General features: G+C 42.8%; 22 protein-coding genes and 1 other annotated feature. Of the genes, 21 read left to right on the top strand and 1 reads right to left on the bottom strand.

What is annotated here, in order from left to right; translation table 11 throughout:
- The first annotated feature begins 2 nt into the window (after positions 1-2).
- From HUE98_RS12870 to HUE98_RS12860, 3 genes are all read left to right on the top strand, one after another.
- Positions 3-503 (top strand): hypothetical protein, encoded by a 501-nt coding sequence (locus HUE98_RS12870; RefSeq protein ID WP_241421033.1) that lies wholly within the window; start codon positions 3-5, stop codon positions 501-503.
- 177 nt (positions 504-680) lie between these two features.
- Complete coding sequence (locus HUE98_RS12865) at positions 681-1376, top strand: GntR family transcriptional regulator (RefSeq protein WP_241421032.1); 696 nt, start codon at positions 681-683, stop codon at positions 1374-1376.
- Between the two features lie 323 nt (positions 1377-1699).
- Positions 1700-2149 (top strand): pyridoxamine 5'-phosphate oxidase family protein, encoded by a 450-nt coding sequence (locus HUE98_RS12860; protein WP_241421031.1) that lies wholly within the window; start codon positions 1700-1702, stop codon positions 2147-2149.
- Between the two features lie 39 nt (positions 2150-2188).
- On the opposite strand, the gene HUE98_RS12855 is transcribed toward HUE98_RS12860, so the two are convergent.
- Complete coding sequence (locus tag HUE98_RS12855; protein WP_241421030.1) at positions 2189-2746, bottom strand: DUF1648 domain-containing protein; 558 nt, start codon at positions 2744-2746, stop codon at positions 2189-2191.
- 590 nt (positions 2747-3336) lie between these two features.
- On the opposite strand from HUE98_RS12855, the gene HUE98_RS12850 reads away from it, so the two are divergent.
- The 18 genes from HUE98_RS12850 (at position 3337) to aroC (ending at position 18668) form a co-directional block, all read left to right on the top strand.
- Positions 3337-3909 carry an RNA polymerase sigma factor gene (locus HUE98_RS12850; RefSeq protein WP_241421029.1) on the top strand — a complete coding sequence of 191 codons (573 nt, stop codon included), beginning with the start codon at positions 3337-3339 and terminating at the stop codon, positions 3907-3909.
- Positions 3910-3912: 3 nt separating this feature from the next.
- Positions 3913-4335 carry an anti-sigma factor family protein gene (locus HUE98_RS12845; RefSeq protein WP_241421028.1) on the top strand — a complete coding sequence of 141 codons (423 nt, stop codon included), beginning with the start codon at positions 3913-3915 and terminating at the stop codon, positions 4333-4335.
- Positions 4336-4347: 12 nt separating this feature from the next.
- A complete protein-coding gene (locus HUE98_RS12840; RefSeq protein WP_241421027.1) occupies positions 4348-5037 on the top strand; it encodes a hypothetical protein in 690 nt (229 codons plus the stop codon).
- 68 nt (positions 5038-5105) lie between these two features.
- Positions 5106-5483 carry a GerW family sporulation protein gene (locus tag HUE98_RS12835; RefSeq protein WP_241421026.1) on the top strand — a complete coding sequence of 126 codons (378 nt, stop codon included), beginning with the start codon at positions 5106-5108 and terminating at the stop codon, positions 5481-5483.
- 216 nt (positions 5484-5699) lie between these two features.
- Positions 5700-6539 carry an arginase family protein gene (locus HUE98_RS12830; RefSeq protein ID WP_241421025.1) on the top strand — a complete coding sequence of 280 codons (840 nt, stop codon included), beginning with the start codon at positions 5700-5702 and terminating at the stop codon, positions 6537-6539.
- Positions 6540-6732: 193 nt separating this feature from the next.
- Positions 6733-7012: a binding site (T-box leader), on the top strand.
- A gap of 137 nt (positions 7013-7149) precedes the next feature.
- A complete protein-coding gene (gene aroF / locus HUE98_RS12825; protein ID WP_241421024.1) occupies positions 7150-8163 on the top strand; it encodes a 3-deoxy-7-phosphoheptulonate synthase in 1014 nt (337 codons plus the stop codon).
- Between the two features lie 111 nt (positions 8164-8274).
- Entirely contained in the window at positions 8275-9384 is a 1110-nt protein-coding gene (locus HUE98_RS12820; protein ID WP_241421023.1) for a prephenate dehydrogenase, read from the top strand.
- Positions 9385-9408: 24 nt separating this feature from the next.
- Positions 9409-10686, top strand: a complete 1278-nt coding sequence (gene aroA, locus HUE98_RS12815) for a 3-phosphoshikimate 1-carboxyvinyltransferase (RefSeq protein WP_241421022.1) — start codon at positions 9409-9411, stop codon at positions 10684-10686.
- An 85-nt stretch (positions 10687-10771) separates the two neighbouring features.
- A complete protein-coding gene (locus tag HUE98_RS12810; protein ID WP_241421021.1) occupies positions 10772-11380 on the top strand; it encodes a hypothetical protein in 609 nt (202 codons plus the stop codon).
- A 302-nt stretch (positions 11381-11682) separates the two neighbouring features.
- Positions 11683-12963, top strand: a complete 1281-nt coding sequence (gene hisD / locus HUE98_RS12805) for a histidinol dehydrogenase (protein ID WP_241421020.1) — start codon at positions 11683-11685, stop codon at positions 12961-12963.
- Positions 12956-13546: an imidazoleglycerol-phosphate dehydratase HisB gene (hisB, locus tag HUE98_RS12800; RefSeq protein ID WP_320415611.1), complete on the top strand. Its 591-nt coding sequence runs from the start codon at positions 12956-12958 to the stop codon at positions 13544-13546. Before hisD ends, hisB begins: the two co-directional genes overlap by 8 nt.
- 33 nt (positions 13547-13579) lie before the next feature.
- On the top strand, positions 13580-14200 hold the full coding sequence (gene hisH, locus HUE98_RS12795; RefSeq protein ID WP_241421019.1) for an imidazole glycerol phosphate synthase subunit HisH: 621 nt from the start codon (positions 13580-13582) through the stop codon (positions 14198-14200).
- A gap of 4 nt (positions 14201-14204) precedes the next feature.
- On the top strand, positions 14205-14921 hold the full coding sequence (gene hisA / locus HUE98_RS12790; RefSeq protein WP_241421018.1) for a 1-(5-phosphoribosyl)-5-[(5-phosphoribosylamino)methylideneamino]imidazole-4-carboxamide isomerase: 717 nt from the start codon (positions 14205-14207) through the stop codon (positions 14919-14921).
- Between the two features lie 22 nt (positions 14922-14943).
- Positions 14944-15705 carry an imidazole glycerol phosphate synthase subunit HisF gene (hisF, locus tag HUE98_RS12785; RefSeq protein WP_241421017.1) on the top strand — a complete coding sequence of 254 codons (762 nt, stop codon included), beginning with the start codon at positions 14944-14946 and terminating at the stop codon, positions 15703-15705.
- Positions 15705-16040 (top strand): phosphoribosyl-AMP cyclohydrolase, encoded by a 336-nt coding sequence (gene hisI / locus HUE98_RS12780; RefSeq protein ID WP_241421016.1) that lies wholly within the window; start codon positions 15705-15707, stop codon positions 16038-16040. Before hisF ends, hisI begins: the two co-directional genes overlap by 1 nt.
- A 109-nt stretch (positions 16041-16149) precedes the next feature.
- Positions 16150-16956, top strand: a complete 807-nt coding sequence (locus tag HUE98_RS12775) for a histidinol-phosphatase HisJ family protein (protein ID WP_241421015.1) — start codon at positions 16150-16152, stop codon at positions 16954-16956.
- Positions 16957-16990: 34 nt separating this feature from the next.
- On the top strand, positions 16991-17521 hold the full coding sequence (locus HUE98_RS12770; protein WP_241421014.1) for a methylated-DNA--[protein]-cysteine S-methyltransferase: 531 nt from the start codon (positions 16991-16993) through the stop codon (positions 17519-17521).
- Positions 17496-18668: a chorismate synthase gene (gene aroC, locus HUE98_RS12765; RefSeq protein WP_277623735.1), complete on the top strand. Its 1173-nt coding sequence runs from the start codon at positions 17496-17498 to the stop codon at positions 18666-18668. The genes HUE98_RS12770 and aroC overlap by 26 nt, the downstream gene beginning before the upstream one ends.
- Positions 18669-18688 lie beyond the last annotated feature (20 nt).

Genomic DNA, 18688 nt, shown 5'->3' with positions numbered 1-18688 from the left:
CTTTGATTAAAAAACACAAAAATTGTTACAGGTTATATCCAATCATTCTGCTATTATTAACTATAATTGTATTTTCTTTATTTGCAGGTTGTGGCACAAAGGAAATAGCTGAGAAAGTAACATTTGATGAGCTTTCGGAAATTAAAAATGGAGAGCGGGTTTTGTCTGAAAAGGCTCAGAGCCTGGATGGCCAGATGGTAAACATTAAAGGCTGGATATCACCTATCTCTCCATTAGGTGGAGATATGTTTTACTTAATTAGGGTTCCGGGGGCAGAATGCCCCTTTTGTGCAAACGAAGAGGTTGATTATTTTGATTTTTTAATTGTCCACCTGGATAAACAGTTCCCGTTTACTTTTGATCCCATAAGTGTGACGGGGATTCTTGAGATAGAAAAATCCAAACCTACTGATTATGAAGCATATGACCATAATCAAGAAACTGATGATGAATATCAAATATTTTTAAAAATAAAGAATGTGACAGACTTAAAGATTGTTTAAAATTGTTGGCTGTTGCAAGCTTGAAGTGATAAAACTCATAAAAAGAAACTTATACACTTATTTTAAACCGATAATAGGCAGCAAAACAATTTGTGTTATTATAAGCATTTATGATAAAGTAGAGATAATAGACAGTAGACAGTGGCAAAGGATATTATATTAATGTGGGGTGTATTTATGGAAAATATTGGATTTCCTACGGAGAACATAAGCATAACTGTTAGTACTTATGACTATCTAAGAAAAAATATAATTTTCGGTAAAATTAAACCCGGCCAAAAACTGAATGAATATAAGCTGTCAAAAAAGCTTAATGTCAGTCGGCCGCCTCTTCGTGAGGCTTTTAGATTACTGGAAAAAGATGGTCTGGTGATTAATATTCCCAGAAAAGGGGTTATTGTATCAGAATTGTCGGTAAGGGATTTCGAAGAAACCTCTCAGATTAGAGAAATGTGCGAATGTTATGCAATTGATTTACTTAAAACAACTAACAGCACAGATTTGTCTCAGTTGATTTCGGCTTTAGATAGTGCTTCAGCTTTGAATGTGCCATTAAATACTGTTGAAGCTGAGACATCATTTAAATATATAGAAAATCATTTAGACTTTCACAAAAATTTGGTTGTTTCTGCTGCTAATTCACAGTTGAATTCTATATATAATTTAGTTAGTTTAAAACTTATACGCTACCAATTTATATATTTTCAATCTGCCCATACAGATCAATATTCCTTAGAGTATCACGAAAGAATTCTGGAATATTTAAAAAAACGTGAATACGAGCAGGCCAAAGAAGAGCTAAAAAGACATATCGATCATATTGTACAGTTAGTAAGAAACATAATTGTAAACGAGACTAACAGCCTGGAATAGTGATTTTGACTTTTATCTCGTTTGTATTTATTTTTTTGCAGTTCATTACATTGTGCTCTTTTTTTCTAATGAATTTTTCAAGTCTAAATTCTGAAAAACTACCACCAGAACTCTGCTGCTTATACTAGATTTGCTGTAATTAAAGATACCAATAATAATAGAAGTCAGGCCCTGCCGGAAGTGGCAATGGATCTGACTTCTTTTATCGCTACGGAAGAAAATATTGTCCCTAATTATAATCATAACTTAAATATAAAAGAGATAACTTGAATTGTTAAATATGATAGTATAGTTTAAAAGGATTCATTGAAGGAGGAAGTAGGATGAGTAAAGTGCTTGGAAATTATTTGCCTTCAGAAGTTGTGGATATGTTAAATCAAGGGCGAACTACTGCTGTTCTATCTAGCCTAACAGAACAGGGTAATCCACATGCAATGCCGGTTCACCTTATGGCAGCGCCCAATGAAAGAACTATTTTTGCGGCACTCTTGAGAAATCATCAGACTGTAAAGAATATAATAGTTAATGGTAGAGCTTTTCTAACTCTCATGGAAGGCAGTGATATGGCTTATGGAATCCAATGCGGTGCCAGCCTGATCAGAGATCCCATGAAAGCAAGCAAAGCAATGTGTATGTTAAAGTTGGAAGTAAAAGAAGTTAAAAGTGACACAACCCCCACAGTAATTGTGGTTGAAGGGATTAAGATAAAGCACCGCTCTTTAAAGACCACGGAATTTCTTGAGGCAATATTTGATGAGCTGAGAAACAGTTAAAACAAAAACTTTTAAGGTAGAATTGTTAATTGGTAAAACTTAAGAACCCGCCTCATTCTTCAGTTCTTTGGTCAGGGTACGCATAAGAAATAAAGTTGGAATTAATAGTGCCAAAGGAGGTACTATTGTAAAAGTAGCAAACCACGAGGGCAAACTCTCTGCTGCCGCACCTAGAAATAACATCATCATTAGAGCAACCAAATAAAATGTGAGGACAACACCTACCAAAAGAAGTATCTCAAAATACCTGTTTACCCAAAACCCTCGTCTTTTTGGCGATATTTTATTAATATGTAAGAAAAAAGTCGGAAGATTAATCAGGTAGGGATATTTATTTATTAAAGTGAAGCGATATCTTGCCAGCAGAATAAAAAATATAGGCAAAGCACTTAGAGCCATGGCTATGTTTAAAAGAGTTAATTTATTTCCATATGTAGTTGGTTTTCCAACAGCATCGAAATGGATGGGAACTTGATCAGCTAAACTCAAAAAAGCATAAATACCGATTCCCCATAGAGCAACTAAACCCAGGGCATTTAAATAAACAAAAGTTTTACCTTTAGAACTTAAGGGTACAGGTTCTATTACAGTTTTCATTATAAACCTCCATATTAGGACTTTTATTATTTATAAGATTGTTTAAATTAGTGTTTTCCTTCTTAATGGGGAAACATGAATAAAAGAGAGGGTTTTTTTAAAGTAATATTTTATGAAATTAACTTAAGGTTTTGGCGTTTCCTCCTTTTTTATATTATTTATTAAATGATTGGCTATCAACCCTCTTTTGACTCTTTTATCTCTTTTTTTTAGGGTATAAGACCCCCACCTCTAAGCGTTAGCGTAGGTGGGGCTTTTAATCAGGTGGAGTAGAGTCTCCACCTGATTCCCTGATGTTTCAGCTTGCTGAAACGAGTTCACTTAACAAAAAGAGTCAAATAAAAGAGGTTAATATAGGTCATAATACTTTTTTCGTTAATCTGGAGAAAGATAGCTGAAATTGTATTATATATTAATAGTACCACAGCTTTAAGCAGTATTCAATTTTTTTTTATAAAAGGCAAATTATATCGCACAAGGATTAATTTTATTATTTTTTGTTGGATTAAAAAATATATTTTACATTTATGCAACTTTACTTTCTTTATTGGGTATTAACAATAGTAGGCTGTGGTGAAGGGGAGAGCACTGTGGATATTGAAGTGAATTTGATCAGGCGTTGTAAGAATTATGAACGGGCGGCCTTTGATACCCTTCTAAAAAAATATGAGGGTTACCTTTACAGCATATGTTACGGGTTTACTCAACAGCGGGAAGAATCCCTGGACATTATGCAGGAGGTCTACATTAAACTATTTCGTTCTATTTCCAAATTTGATGAAAAGCGCCCTTTCCTGCCCTGGTTGAAAAGGATTACGGTGAATACCTGCATTAATTATCACAGGGACAAAAAGACAATAAATCAGGTTTCAATTAATGGTAATACCCGGGGCGAGCTGGCCCTGGTCAATTCCCTGGCTTCATCGGACAATACGGAAGAGAACGTTATTTTTTGGGATACCCGGGAAACCATAGCCCGGTGTCTCCAGGGACTTCCGGATAACTACCGGATGGCCATCACCTTAAGGTATCTGGAAAATATGAGTTATGATGAAATTGCTTCTACTCTCAAGCAGCCCATAGGGACAGTTAAAAACAGTATACATAGGGCCCGGTGTTTGTTGAAAAAAAACTTAGAAGAATACGGTGTTTTGGAGGTATAGGAAATGTGCGAAAGTTATAATATTTTGCTGCAGTCTTTCATAGATGGTGAATTGAGCCAGTTAGAATTGATTTTCTTGGAAGACCACCTCAGTTCCTGCCGGGACTGTCGGAGGGAATTGAACCGTCTTAAAATACTGGATTGGGATTTAAAAAATCAGTTTAGAGAGATACAGGCTCCCCCGGAGCTATCCCAACTGCGGGAAAAGTGTATGGATGAATATCTTACTCCTCAGGAAATGAAAAAAGAAAAGTCAGAAAAAGGCATAGACGTTTGGGAGCTGCATTATCGTAATTTGAAAAAAACTGTGGGTTTCATGAGATATTTGCCCGGCAGCAAAGTGCTTCAAAATGTCGTAGAGAGTCAGCAGAAATCCTTTAAGAAAAGTCTGAAGAAATATCGCATTTTAAATATCATAGGAAGCTAGGGGGCGATATGGTTGAAAATATTATTATTCCTGCTGCTGGCTTTAGCCGTAGTGCTGGCTTTTCTTCTGCTGACAGTACTTCTCCTGCCCCTTACTTATCGGGTGAAAGCCGGTTATGGGAAAGAGTTTTTTGCCCAGGGCGGGGTCTCTCAGATGCCTCTTTATTCTTTTCTTTTTAGCTACTGCCCACAGGAGGCCAGGGTCCATTTAAAGTTTCTTTTTATACCCTTTAGCTTCCAGGTAAACCCCGGAGAACAAAAAGAGAAAAAGCCCAGGAAAAAAAAGGAGAATAAAAAACAGAAGGAGAAAGAGTCTTCATCCCAAAAGGATTCTAGTAAGTTTATAAAAGTATTTATGAAAAGAAGCACTCTGGAACATATGCTGTCATTACTCTGGGACCTTTTGGGGATACTAAAGCCTGAGAAGTTGGAAATCCGTGGAGAAATAGGACTGGAGGAACCTCACCTTCTGGGCTGGCTCCTGGCCTTCCTCTGGTCTTTTAAAAGCCTTTGCAATATTTTTCGTATTGAATTACAGCCTCTCTGGGACAGAGAGCACTATGACCTAGAAGTTAATCTAGAAGGGAAAATGGTTCCGGGGGCTGTGCTGTTTCGCCTGCTGAAGTTTTTGTTTTCCAAAAGGACATTGGAAATCTGGCGCCAGTGGAGGAAGCAAAAAAAAATATATAAAACTGCAACCTGAACCTGGTTTTACGGGTATCTATCCATAAGAAAGACAAAAAAATGAAGATTATAAGGAGGAGATAAAAAATGGAAATAAACGATGTTTTGACTTCACTTTTTGAGAAGCTGGAAAGAACATTAAAAACGGAAACTGTAGTGGGTGAACCCATTGAGGTGGGTGGAGTCACTCTAGTACCTATTATCAGCGTATCCTTCGGCCTGGGCGGAGGCGGAGGCGGAGGGAAAGATCAGGGTGGTCAAGAGGGGACCGGCAGTGGTGCCGGAGCTGGCTGTAAAATCAGCCCCAATGCCATGCTGGTAATTAAAGATGGGGAAGTAAGCGTTATTCCTTTCTCCGGAAGGGGTTCCTTGGAGAAGCTTTTTGAAATGGCTCCGGACATTATTTCCAAGTTCAACCTGGGTGCTAAAGACGGAGAGAATAAAAAAGAGGAAAACGGGGAGTAGTTAAAGTGGGGCAGGGGGACAGGAGGGACAAGGGGCCTGTCCCTCCTAACTGATTCTGTAGCTTATAAACCTAAAGCCGGCATTACAATTAATTATAATTATGGGTTGGTTGTCATTTTGTAAAGTTGTTTCAGAGGGGAAGGTTAAAAAGGGAGACTCTGTTGAGATAGTATAATAGCAGAAATAAGTGGGAATTGGTGGATGAGAGGGGATGCCATGAAAACCGGGGTTTTTTTTCATGAAATATTCAGCCAGAAGTTCTGGCCGGTAATGGGTCATAAATTTAAAAATTTTCCTAAAATAATGGACAAGTTCCTTGGTCTGCCGGAAGTGGTTTTAATAGAGCCTCAAAAAGTTAGCAATCTCCTTTTATATCAGGTACATGAGGCGCAGCTGGTGGAGGGCCTTTTTCGGCAGGACTATGCTCAGGGAGCCCTTTTTTCAGTGGGGGGTTGTGTGGAGGCGGCGGAAAAGGTGTATCGGGGAGAGCTGAAAAATGCTCTGGTATTTAACGTGGCAGCGGGACACCACGCAGGTTATTTCAATGCCTGGGGGGGCACCTACATTTCATCCACTGGCCCGGCCTTAGCTAATTTACAGCAGAAACATGAAGGGGTCCGGGCGGCTATAATAGACACCGATAGTCATCACGGTGACGGCACCCGGGAAATCTTTTTGGGAGACCGCCAGGTGCTGCATGTTTGCTTCTGCGACCTGGATGTGGTGGAGGATCTGGGGACCAAGGTGGATGTCAGGGTGGGAAATATCATGTCAGATGAGGAGTACCTGGAAAAGGTAAGGAGTGAGTTCTTCCCCAGGGCTCGGACATTTGGGCCGGACATAATTATTCACCTGTTGGGCCACGATACCCACAAAGATGACTATGGTTCCCGGGGTCTGGGTAGGGACTTATTTGTGGATTTAGTCAGGGAGTTGAAAAAACTGGCGGAGGAGATATGTTCAGGAAAACTGGTGGTGATTACTATGGGGGGCTCCAATAGAGAGGTGTCGGAATATATACACCCCCGGGTGCTGGATGTGTTGGCCCGGGAGTAGAGTGATTAGTTGGGGTTGAAGCAAATAAAACATCTATATCCTTAAAAATGTAAGGTATAGTTTTATTTTTGCTTTTGATACGACCAGCAAGGAGTTTCAATTAATATTTCTTACCTAATATCCGACTAATATCTCAAAAAACCATTTGACAAAAGGGTTCTTCAGTAGTAAAATTAACCTCAAATTATGAATCGTTAATTCGATGACTGGGAAGAGTAAGTATGAATAAGGCTGAAGAGAGCCGGGGGGTGCTGAGACCCCGGTGCCGGGTTCATGCCGAATACACCTGGGAGAGGCAAACCGAAAGCTGCTGGTTTAAAGACCATCGGCCGTTAGGCTTTGACGGGTTCTCCTGCCGTTACAAAGGGGGGGGTATAAGAAGGGTTAAGCCCTTTCGTACCTTACTTAAGTGGGTTGGATTTTATTTCAGCCAATCAGGGTGGCACCGCGGAAGAACAGCTTTCGTCCCTATGGGGATGTAGGCTTTTTTTAGTATATGGCTTTTTTTTACGGCATTAAAACTTTTACACATTACAAAATGAACAAGCTCTGTGTTGGAAATAATAAATTCAGCCGGAATTTGTTTATAGTTTAGAGGAGGGAATTAAAAGTGATTATTGTCATGAATCCGGGGGCAAAAAAAGAACAAGTTGATGATGTGTTGGCAAGGCTTAAACAGGTTGGGTTTGGCATTCACCTTTCGGAAGGGGAGACCCGTACGGTAATCGGAGCCATCGGGGACCGAACCAGAGCCCATTCCCTGGGTCTGGAGGCCATGGAGGGGGTAGAGAAGGTAGTTCCCATATCTAAGCCCTTCAAACTGGTAAGCAGGGAATTTAGGCAGGAGAATACTATTATAAACTTAAACGGTGTAAAAATTGGGGCTGAAAAATTAATTGTTATGGCAGGTCCATGTGCTGTGGAAAGTAAAGAGCAGGTGAAGCAGATAGCAGCTTCTATTAAAGAGGCTGGTGCCGATGTTTTACGGGGCGGAGCTTATAAGCCTCGCACTTCTCCTTATGCCTTCCAGGGCATGGAGGAGGAGGGGTTGAAGCTTTTGGCGGAAGCCCGGGAGAAAACCGGTCTCTGTATCGTTACTGAGGTGGTGAATCCCCAATGTGTCCCTCTGGTGGAAAAATATTCGGATATACTGCAGGTGGGAGCCCGGAATATGCAGAACTTTCATCTTTTAAGGGAACTGGGTCAGACCCGCAAACCGGTCCTTTTGAAGCGGGGACTTTCTGCTACCATAGAAGAATGGCTGATGGCCGCAGAGTATTTGATGTCCGGAGGCAATTACAATGTAATTCTTTGTGAGAGGGGAATCCGGACCTTTGAAACTTACACCCGCAATACTCTGGATTTAAGTGCAATTCCTATAGTCAAGGGTCTAAGTCACCTGCCGGTGATTGTAGATCCCAGCCACGGCACCGGACAGCGGCGGCTGGTTAGCTCCATGTGTAAGGCCGCCATCGCCGCCGGAGCAGACGGGTTGATGATTGAAGTTCATCCTGACCCGGAAAGGGCTTTATGTGATGGGCCTCAGTCCCTAAACCCAGGGCAGTTTAAAGAATTAATGCAGGAATTGGGGCGGGTCGCGGCCAGTGTGGACCGCACCATGTAAGTATAATATCTATAGTTTTAGTCTCGGGAGTGGTGGGAGTTAACTAAGCCGCATTTTTGTTTGGGTCAACGATGACTTAAGTTTCAAGGTTTTTATAAAGGAGAATTATCTGTGGAAAAGGTATTATTTGGGAAAGTAGCAATCATAGGAGTTGGGTTAATGGGCGGATCCCTGGGGATGGCTCTGAGAAATCGACGCCTGGCCGAGGAAGTAGTCGGGGTATTTCGGGACCAGGGGAAAATAGAAAATGCTCTGATGCTGGGGGCTGTGGATAAAGGGACAGTTCACCTTTCACAGGCGGTAGAAAATGCGGAACTGGTGGTGTTGGCGGCACCGGTAGGGGTGAGCCTTCCGGTTATTAAAGAAATTTTACCTTTTTTAAAAACCGGATGCATCATTACAGACCTGGGCAGCACTAAAGGGGAGATTACAGAAAAGGTTGAGGAATTTTTGCCCGCAGAAATCTATTTTGTGGGGGGGCATCCCATGACGGGTTCTGAAGAATCTGGGGTGGAGGCTGCCAATCCCTACCTGCTGGAGAATGCCATATATGTTCTGACGGCCACTGAGAGCACTAATCTCACCGCCCTGCAGACCTTAAAACTGATGGTAGAGGAGATAGGGGCACAAGGTTTGGTAATGGATCCCCGGGAGCATGATCTGCTGGTGGCGTCAGTAAGCCATCTGCCTCATCTGGCTGCGGTAATTTTGGTAAACACTCTGCCTGAAATCGGTGTGGATATGGGTAAGGCTCTATTTCTAGCTGCCGGGGGGTTCAGGGATACCACTCGAGTTGCCATGAGCAGCCCATTTATGTGGAGGGATATTTTCCTTTCCAACCGGGAGATGATTTTAGAAATCTTGGATGCTTTTAAAGAAAAAATACAGGTGTTTGAACAGATGCTAGAGGAGGAAGACGGGGAAAACCTGGTAAAAGAATTTGAAAGAGCCCGTAAAACCCGGTTAAACATTCCCAAAAGGGTTAAAGGTTTGCTGCCCGGCATTTACGATCTGGTGGTATTGGTAGGGGATGTTCCCGGAGTAATTGGAAAAATGGCTACTCTGTTCGGAAATAATGATATTAATATTAAAGACATAGAAATTTTAAAAAGTAGAGAAGAAGAGGGAGGCTCTATACGTTTTAGTTTCTCCATTCTGGAGGAAAGGGACAGAGCTGTTAAGACTCTAAAAGCTGAAGGGTTTCAGGTTGTTGTGCGTTAGTTTCTTAAAAAAAGGAGAGGGAAAATGGAATTGAAAATTCAACCCAAACCCTTTATTCGGGGAAAAGTTAAGGTCCCTGGAGATAAATCTATATCTCACCGGGCTGTTATTTTTGGTTCTTTGGCAGAAGGTACTTCAGAAATTGAAGGCTTCCTGCAGGGAGAAGATTGCTCCCGAACTATAACATGTTTCAGGGAAATGGGAATATGTATTGATATAGAGGGAGAAAAAGTAACCATTCAGGGAAAGGGTTTACAGGGTCTAAAAGAACCCGGGGATGTTTTAGATGCTGGTAACTCAGGAACAACTGCCCGATTACTCCTGGGAATTCTGGCGGGAAACCCTTTTTACAGTGTAATTACGGGGGATTCTTCTTTGAGGAACAGGCCCATGGGAAGAGTTGTGAATCCTCTTGAGCAGATGGGGGCCAGGTTCTATGGAAGAATTAAGTCTGGTCTGTTACCCCTGACGGTGATTGGAGGGGATTTAAATGGGATAAATTACCAATCCCCTGTGGCCAGTGCCCAGGTAAAGTCCTGTGTCCTGCTGGCGGGCCTTTTTGCCAGAGGGGTTACTTCAGTAATTGAGCCGACTCTTTCCCGGGATCATACTGAAAAGATGCTCCAATATTTTGGTGTTCCAATTAACAAACAGGATTTAAAAGTAGAAATACAGGGAGGATATCGTTTTTCAGGCAAAAGGGTAAAGGTGCCCGGTGATTTTTCCTCTGCTGCCTATATTATTACTGCTGCTGCCCTTCTGCCGGGTTCAGATGTAACGGTGTTAAATGTGGGAGTAAATCCTACTCGCATTGGACTTTTGGAGGTTTTGGCGGATATGGGAGCAGATATTGCCCTGGAGAATAAAAGGCTGGAGAATATGGAACCTATCGCAGACATACGAGTTAAAGGGGCGCAATTGAAGGGTGTCAGCATTGGAGGAAGTTTAATCCCCCGTCTCATTGATGAAATTCCGGTTCTCACGGTGGCTGCAGTTTTGGCTCAGGGGAAAACGGAAATACGGGATGCTGCAGAGTTAAGAGTTAAGGAGAGTGACCGTATTGCCACTATGGCCCATGAGCTGGGTAAAATGGGTGCAGGTGTGGAGACTTTGTCTGACGGGTTAATAATTAACGGTCCTCAAAAACTCAAAGGGGCTAGTTGTAATAGTCACGGAGACCATCGCGTAGCCATGGCTTTAGCTGTTGCCGGCTTGACGGCAAAAAGGGAAACATGTATTAAAGACAGCCAGTGTATCAACATTTCTTTTCCAGATTTTGAGGATATTATTAAAAAATTGTAAAGGTTAGAATTATTTTTAGTGTAGAAGGATTTTGTCAAATTGTGACGAATTAAATGAATTAAATATTGTAACTTTAAAGGGGGTAATGACTTTGCTAAGACGAATTAACCTGTTAAAAATATTACTTCCTTTTTTATGTTTGTTATTTCTGTTTGCTCTGGTTAAAAAAGAGATTATTAATATTCCTAACTCGTTCCACCAAGATGACATCCAAATGCTGACTCAGGCTCCCTTCCGTGGGCTGGGAAAAGATACTTTGGGAGAAGAATTTAATATCTATCAAGATGATAAATCTTTATTTCCTGAGCGGTTGGGAGATATGCGTTTAATTAAGGTTATTAAAGATGATGAAGCCCTGGCCAACGTCCAGAGATTTCAAGGGACTACTATTGATATCGCCAGGGCCTATATCCCCCATTACCAAATTGGAACCCGGCAGGCTATAATCTGGATTACAGAATCTTATCATGAAGAAGATGCTAGAGATCTTATTAAAAAAATGACCCAAGCAATACCTAAAAATGAAAAATTTTTTAACTATGAAGTATACTATGACAATGGAATAAAAGTGTATCGAGCAGAAAGCAAGGACTGGGTTAACTATTTTTATCAAAAAGGAAATGGAGTTTATTGGGTTAGTATTCAAGACGATACCCCTAATGATGTTCTTTCCCTGGTATTAGAAGATATTTAATACTGGTTGTTATCTTCATTTATAAGGGTATTTATTTTTTAGATAAAGTTATTGTGCCGCCGTTTTGTTTAATAAGTAGCGGCTTTTTTATGTTTTGACTCTGAAGTGATAAGGTGTCAAAGTTCTGTATTTACTAAAATGGGAAGACCGTACATAAAAGATAGAGAGTTAAATGAAGGTGAAATAATTAGAAAAATCTGCTGATTGTTGCATCAGTTGACAGGGAATAAAGAAGGTGTTAAAATACCCATAGCTGTTACTTTATCGCTTTACCAAGGTAAAGCAAAGCGAGGTGAAAGGTTATGCTAAAAGTATTTACAAAAGAGGAATGGGAAAAAACTTCTCCTCGAAAGAATATAGGTTCATGGGAAAAAGAGGAAAAGGTAGTTAAAAAAATCATCGCAGATGTAAGGAAACGTGGCGATGAGGCATTGTTGGAATTAGCCCTGAAATATGATGGTTGTCTTTTGGAAAACCTGATGGTGGAGGAAAAAGAAAAAAAGAAGGCCGTAAAAAAGGCAGGTACTGATTTTTTAAAAGCCTTACATAAGGCCCTTGAAAATATAGAGAAGTTTCACCGGCGTCAGGCTAGAAATTCCTTTATTAGTAATGAGGAATCTGGGATCATGCTGGGACAGATGGTAATTCCCTTGGAAAAAATTGGAGCATATGTCCCCGGGGGTACCGCCTCATATCCTTCGTCAGTTTTGATGAACGTAGTTCCCGCAAAAATTGCCGGGGTGAAGGAAATATTTGTTTGCACGCCCCCGGGTAATGACGGAAATATTAATCCGTACACGTTGGCTGCAGCTGTAGAGCTAGGGGTAGAAAAAATATATAAAATGGGCGGAGCTCAGGCGGTTGCGGCCTTTGCCTATGGCACTGGTACCGTGCCGGTGGTGGATAAGATTGTGGGACCAGGCAATATCTATGTTACCCTGGCCAAAAAAATGGTTTATGGAGATGTGGATATAGACATGCTGGCAGGTCCCAGTGAACTGCTGATTATCGCAGACTATTCGGCTAATCCTGAGTTTATTGCTGCAGATATTATGTCTCAGGCGGAGCATGATCCTCTGGCAGCCAATTTTATAGTTACATCAAACCCGGAATTGCCGGGAAAAGTTTTGGATTCTTTGAAGATACAGCTTCCTCAGATGAATCGGCAGGGAATCATTGAAAAGTCCTTGAGGGAGCATTCAGCCATAATTACTGTAAAGGATTTGGCGGAGGCTTTTAGGGTTTCCAATGACATAGCCCCGGAACACCTGGAGGTTATTGTTGAAAACCCTCTGTCTTATCTACCCTGGATTAAAAATGCCGGGTCAGTATTCTTAGGGGCATATACACCGGAACCCTTAGGGGATTATTATGCCGGACCTAATCATGTGCTGCCCACCGGAGGAGCTTCTCGGTTCTCTTCGGGATTAAATGTGGATGACTTTATTAAGAAGACTACATTATTATATTATCCACCCCAGGCTTTGAAAGAGGCAGCGGAGGATGTAATTCTTTTGGCAGAGGTGGAGGGCCTGGATGCCCACGCTAATACGGTCAAAGTGAGGATGAAAAGCCTTGAATAAAAGAGAAGCTGAAATAGAGCGTAAGACTAATGAAACGGATATTAAAATGTTTTTAAACCTGGATGGCACGGGAAAAACTCAGCTGCAGACGGGAATTCCCTTTCTGGAACATATGCTTAATCTTATGGCCCGGCACGGTTTCTTTGACTTAACGCTGGAGGCATCGGGAGATTTGGAGATCGATGCTCACCATTTGGTGGAGGATATCGGGATAGTCCTGGGGCAGTCTTTAAGTAAGGCGGTGGGCAGCAAAGAAGGTATTCAACGATATGGCTTTTTCATACTGCCCATGGATGAAGCATTGGTCATGGTTTCATTAGACCTGTCGGACAGGCCCTTTTTAGTTTATAATGTAGATATTCCTGCGGAAAAAGTGGGGGATTTTGATACTGAACTGCTGGAGGAGTTTTTTCGGGCTTTTGCCTATGAGGCAAGAATAAATCTGCACTTGAAATTGATTCATGGAAAAAACTCTCACCATATTATAGAAGCCCTTTTTAAAGCACTGGGGAGGAGTTTGGATCAAGCCTTAAAGACTGATCCCCGGGTGGAGGGAGTGCCTTCCACTAAAGGGAAACTATAAGAATGGTGTAAACTAATTTATGGGGGAATTATTTTGATCGCCATTGTAGATTACGGTATGGGCAACTTGCAGAGTGTACAAAATGGTTTTGCTCGCATGGGCTATAGTACCCTGGTGACCAATAAAATAATGGATATCAGGAAGGCCAATGGAATAATTCTGCCGGGAGTGGGCGCTTTCAGCCAGGCCGTTCAGAATTTAAATGAAGGGGGCCTGGGAGAGGCAGTGAAAGTTCAGGCCCGGCAGGGGGTGCCGCTTTTAGGGATCTGCCTGGGATTGCAGCTCCTTCTGGACAAAAGCCAGGAGGGTACCGGTCAAAAGGGGGAAGGGCTGGGACTGTTTCCTGGAGAAGTGGTAAAATTTCAGGGTAAATTAAAAATCCCCCATATGGGCTGGAACCGGCTGATGCTCTGCCGAGAAGACCCTCTATTCTGCGGTATTGAAAACAGGGACTATTTTTATTTCGTTCATTCCTATTATGCTGTTCCTAAAAACCAGCAGTCCGTGTTGGGCAGTGTAATGTATGGTACAGAATTTGGTGCTGTGCTCAAAGAAGAACCATATATTTACGGTGTCCAGTTCCACCCGGAGAAGAGCAGTGATTCGGGACTTAAAATATTAGACAATTTTGGTAAAATTGTAAGTAGGAGCTGATCTTATGGAAGTAATACCGGCTATTGACTTGAAAGGCGGAAAATGTGTTCGTCTATTCCAGGGTAGGGCAGACCGGGAGACGGTGTATTATGAGGACCCTCTGGAGGTGGCTCTGATGTGGGAACAGAAGGGGGCCAGTCGTCTTCATCTGGTGGATCTGGACGGGGCCTTCCAGGGAAGCCCAAAGAATAAAGAAGTGATTAAAAAAATTGCTGCAGTTCTGAAAATCCCCATTCAGATGGGAGGGGGAATACGGGAGGAAGAAACCGTAGCGGAACTTTTTTCTTTGGGGATAAGTAAGGCAATAATAGGCACCGCTGCTGTGGATAACCCAGACCTGGTGGAACGATTGGTGAATGCCTATGGAGAAAGAATTATGGTTGGGGTGGATGCCCAGGAGGGCATGGTGGCTGTTAAAGGTTGGGTGGAGTCTTCCAATCTTAGAGCTCTTGACCTGGTTAAAAAAATGGAACAGGCAGGAGTCAAAGAGGTGGTTTATACGGACATTTCCCGAGATGGTACCCTGCAGGGACCTAACTTTGATTCTACCCGGGAAATTGCGGAAAATACAGAGGTTAAGATTATTGCCTCCGGCGGGGTTTCTTCCCTGGAGGACATTAAAATAGCCAGACAGTTGGAAGGGGTAGGCATCAGCGGCATTATCGTAGGGCAGGCTCTTTATACCGGTAAGTTTACCCTGGAAGAAGCTTTGAAAATCTAAAGGCTAATAAGTGGAGGGAAAAATGTTGGCAAAAAGAATTGTACCTTGTTTGGATGTATTTGAAGGAAGAGTGGTTAAAGGGGTTCAGTTTGTTAATCTGAAAGATGCCGGAGATCCGGTGGAGCTGGCCAGTTTTTATGATCAAGCGGGGGCTGATGAATTGGTATTTCTAGATATCACCGCCTCCCACGAGAAGAGAAAAACGGTGATTGATGTAGTTTCTCGGACAGCTGAGAAGGTATACATACCTTTTACTGTAGGGGGAGGACTGACCACCATAGATCAGATTAAAGATATCTTGAGCGCCGGTGCGGACAAGGTTTCTCTTAACACTGCTGCCTTTGAAAATCCGACACTGGTCAGTCAGGGGGCAGAAAAATTTGGCACCCAGTGCATGGTGGTGGCTATAGATGCAAAGAAAATGGAAGGGAAAGACGATTGGGAGGTTTACCTGCACGGAGGCCGGACCCCCACGGGAGCATCCGCTCTGGATTGGGCCCAAAAGGTGGAGGAATTGGGTGCTGGAGAAATTCTTCTGACCAGTATGGATTGTGACGGTGGGAAAGACGGTTATGACCTGCCCTTAACTTCAGCCATTGCCGATAGGGTTGGGATTCCAGTTATTGCCTCCGGCGGAGCCGGTACCATGGAGCATTTTCTAGATGCCCTTACCACGGGGAAGGCAGATGCGGCTTTGGCCGCTTCAGTATTCCACTACCGGGAATTTTCTGTGCGGGAAGTTAAGGAATATTTGGCCAAGAATGGGGTGGAGGTTCGTCTGTAATGGAGGTATCTAATATGGATATTGAGAAACTAAAATTTGACAGCAGGGGACTAATTCCTGCCATCGTTCAGGATGTTAACACAAAACAGGTGCTGATGATGGCCTACATGAATCTTGAATCTATAGAAAAAACCCTGGAAATTGGAAAAGCCTGTTATTGGAGCCGCAGCCGGCAGGAACTTTGGTTGAAGGGGGAGACCTCCGGCCATTTTCAGATTATAAAAGAAATTTATTATGACTGCGATGCCGACACGATCCTTTTGGTGGTGGAACAGGTGGGAGGGATAGCCTGTCATACGGGAGAGGTATCCTGTTTTTTCAATCGATTAACGTAATTTTTTTATTCTATTATTAGAAACGTAGAGTTAAAATGCTTTGATAACAGATTGAACGAATAAAAGTATAACAATCTTGTAAATTCTACCTTATAAAGGAAGATGTTAGATGATTGATTATCACCTGCATACAGTTCGGTGTGGTCATGCTGAGGGAACTCTGGAGCAGTACTGGCGGGAGGCAGTCTGTAAGGGGTTAAAGGAGATCGGATTTGCAGACCATTTTCCCTTGGATGTACTAAATTTTGAACCTCCGGAAAAAGTTACCATGGAGGGATGGGAGCTTCCTCAGTACATAGGGGAGGTTTTGCAGTTGTCTTTAAAAAATGGCAGCCCCAATGTTAAGTTGGGGATAGAGGTTGATTTTTTGCCCGGGCTGGAAAAGGCAATTTATGAGGAGCTGTCTCATTATCCCTTTGATTATGTGATTGGTTCTGTGCATTTTTTGGAGGATTGGGATTTTACCAATCCGGCCTGTGCCGGGGCCTATGAAAAATGTACGGCAGAAGAAATTCTAACTCTTTATGAAAAATATTATATTTTAATAGAAAAGCTGGCAGAGGCTGAGCTGTGTGATATCGTAGGTCATTTGGACGTGATAAAAAAGTTTGGTTATCGTCCCCCAGGTGGCACAGCTCATTTAATAGAAAGGGTTACGGATCTTTTGAGGGAGGCGGATCTCTGTATTGAACTAAACACCGCCGGTCTTTATACTTCAGCCAGTGAGGTTTATCCTTCTAAAGAAATTTTGGAGAGCTGTTTTCGCAGGGGAATTCCGGTAACTCTGGGTTCTGATGCCCATAGACCGGAGGATGTTGGCCGAGACCTGGAAATGGCCTTGGATTTACTGAGGGAGATAGGATACCGGGAAATTGCTGTTTTCAAGGATAGAAAACGGGGGTCATTGAAAATTTGAAAGTATTGTCAGTCCAAAAGGAAGGGTTTTGAATTTGTATTATTTTAAAATGTTTACCCTGTGGGGAGATATTTTAATATTATACGGTCCCCGGGGGCTTCAAGAGTTGAAATTTTTACAGCGGGACAACGGTTATGAGAACGTGAGCATACTGACTATGGGAAGGATTGAAAGAATCTGGCCGGAGTTTTCCCATGCCCTTGAGCACTATTTTAAGGGAAAAAGAGGTGTGGATTTTAACCAGTTTTCTATTGACTTAAAGGAATATCCTCCTTTTACGGCCAGAGTACTGGATTATATACGCCGTATTCCTTATGGCCGTGTTTGTTCATATTCTCATGTAGCTCAGGCTATGGGCTGCCAACAGGGAAGCCGGGCTGTGGGCAGGGCTTTGAGCCGAAACCAACTGCCGGTGATTATACCCTGTCACCGGGTGGTCAGCCTGGATGGAGGGCTGGGGGGTTATTCAGGCGGCCTGGTGAAAAAGGTAGGCCTTTTATATTTGGAAGGGGTTAAATTTAATGAACTGGGGAGAATTGATGATGAGGTATTTATCAGCCGGTGAATCACACGGTCCCTGTCTGATGGCGGTTATAGAAGGGCTGCCATCTAACTTGAGCCTGGAACGGGAAAAAATAAATGATCAACTGGCCCGTAGACAGAAAGGGTACGGCCGGGGGGGAAGGATGAATATTGAAAGGGACCGGGTAGAGGTCTTTTCTGGTTTGCGTTTTGGAAAAACTTTGGGCAGTCCCTTGACTTTGTCCATTACCAACCGGGATTATGAAAACTGGAAAAGTAATATGGATCCCTATAATCCTCCGGAAATAACTGATGATGCAGAGGTCATTTTGACCCGTCCCCGACCTGGTCATGCCGACCTGGCCGGTGCTCTTAAGTATCATCATGCTGATCTTAGAAATGTCCTGGAAAGGGCCAGCGCCCGGGAAACCGCTATCAGAGTGGCGGTGGGCAGTGCAGCCCGGCAGATGCTTACCTGTTTTGGCATTGAGGTATTCAGCCATGTGGTGGGAATAGGTGGTGTTAAGGGGGAACCTTTGGATCTGTCTCCGGGGGAACTTCATAGACGGGCCGAAGAATCACCGGTGAGGTGTGCTGACTCACAGGTGGAAGAGCAAATGATATGGGAGATTGACCAGGCCAAGAAGGAGGGAGATTCTCTGGGAGGAGTATTTCAAATAATGGTTACCGGGGCGCCTCCTGGATTGGGCAGTCATGTCCATTGGGACCGAAAATTAGATGCCCGACTGGCAGGTGCTCTCATGAGCCTTCAGGCTATAAAGGGTGTGGAAGTAGGGCTGGGTTTTGAGGCGGCTTCTTTAAGGGGTTCCAAAGTTCATGATGAGATATATTATGATAACCGTAATTATAGATATTTTCGAAAAACCAATGGTGCGGGGGGAATTGAGGGAGGACTTACCAATGGGGAGACTATACTGATTCAATGTGCCATGAAACCTATCCCCACCCTGTATAAGCCTCTTACCAGTGTGGACATGATTAGCAAAAAAAGCCTGGAGGCGGGAGTGGAGCGCTCTGATGTATGTGCGGTTCCGGCTGCCAGCGTAGCTGGGGAGGCTATTGCCGCCTGGGAGATTGCCTGTGTTCTCCGGGAAAAATTTGGTGGAGATTCTTTGGAGGAAATGGAGACGGCTTATCTTAATTACCAAAAAATCATTTCCGGCCGTTAAACTTTTATTTAGGCTTTTAA

It is taken from the genome of Candidatus Contubernalis alkalaceticus (genome assembly GCF_022558445.1).
In the GTDB taxonomy this organism is placed as follows: Bacteria; Bacillota; Dethiobacteria; order SKNC01; family SKNC01; genus Contubernalis; species Contubernalis alkaliaceticus.
Note: the sequence above shows the minus strand (reverse complement) of the source record. Positions and strands in the feature narration are given on the sequence as shown.

What these genes read in the sequence shown, in the direction of transcription:
- HUE98_RS12865 (WP_241421032.1), top strand. Translation starts at nt 681, where the DNA reads ATGGAAAATATTGGATTTCCTACGGAGAACATAAGCATAACTGTTAGT.
- HUE98_RS12860 (WP_241421031.1), top strand. Translation starts at nt 1,700, where the DNA reads ATGAGTAAAGTGCTTGGAAATTATTTGCCTTCAGAAGTTGTGGATATG.
- HUE98_RS12855 (WP_241421030.1), bottom strand. Translation starts at nt 2,746, where the DNA reads ATGAAAACTGTAATAGAACCTGTACCCTTAAGTTCTAAAGGTAAAACT.
- HUE98_RS12845 (WP_241421028.1), top strand. Translation starts at nt 3,913, where the DNA reads ATGTGCGAAAGTTATAATATTTTGCTGCAGTCTTTCATAGATGGTGAA.
- HUE98_RS12835 (WP_241421026.1), top strand. Translation starts at nt 5,106, where the DNA reads ATGGAAATAAACGATGTTTTGACTTCACTTTTTGAGAAGCTGGAAAGA.
- HUE98_RS12830 (WP_241421025.1), top strand. Translation starts at nt 5,700, where the DNA reads ATGAAAACCGGGGTTTTTTTTCATGAAATATTCAGCCAGAAGTTCTGG.
- aroA (WP_241421022.1), top strand. Translation starts at nt 9,409, where the DNA reads ATGGAATTGAAAATTCAACCCAAACCCTTTATTCGGGGAAAAGTTAAG.
- HUE98_RS12810 (WP_241421021.1), top strand. Translation starts at nt 10,772, where the DNA reads ATGACTTTGCTAAGACGAATTAACCTGTTAAAAATATTACTTCCTTTT.
- hisD (WP_241421020.1), top strand. Translation starts at nt 11,683, where the DNA reads ATGCTAAAAGTATTTACAAAAGAGGAATGGGAAAAAACTTCTCCTCGA.
- hisA (WP_241421018.1), top strand. Translation starts at nt 14,205, where the DNA reads ATGGAAGTAATACCGGCTATTGACTTGAAAGGCGGAAAATGTGTTCGT.
- hisF (WP_241421017.1), top strand. Translation starts at nt 14,944, where the DNA reads ATGTTGGCAAAAAGAATTGTACCTTGTTTGGATGTATTTGAAGGAAGA.
- hisI (WP_241421016.1), top strand. Translation starts at nt 15,705, where the DNA reads ATGGAGGTATCTAATATGGATATTGAGAAACTAAAATTTGACAGCAGG.
- HUE98_RS12775 (WP_241421015.1), top strand. Translation starts at nt 16,150, where the DNA reads ATGATTGATTATCACCTGCATACAGTTCGGTGTGGTCATGCTGAGGGA.
- aroC (WP_277623735.1), top strand. Translation starts at nt 17,496, where the DNA reads ATGATGAGGTATTTATCAGCCGGTGAATCACACGGTCCCTGTCTGATG.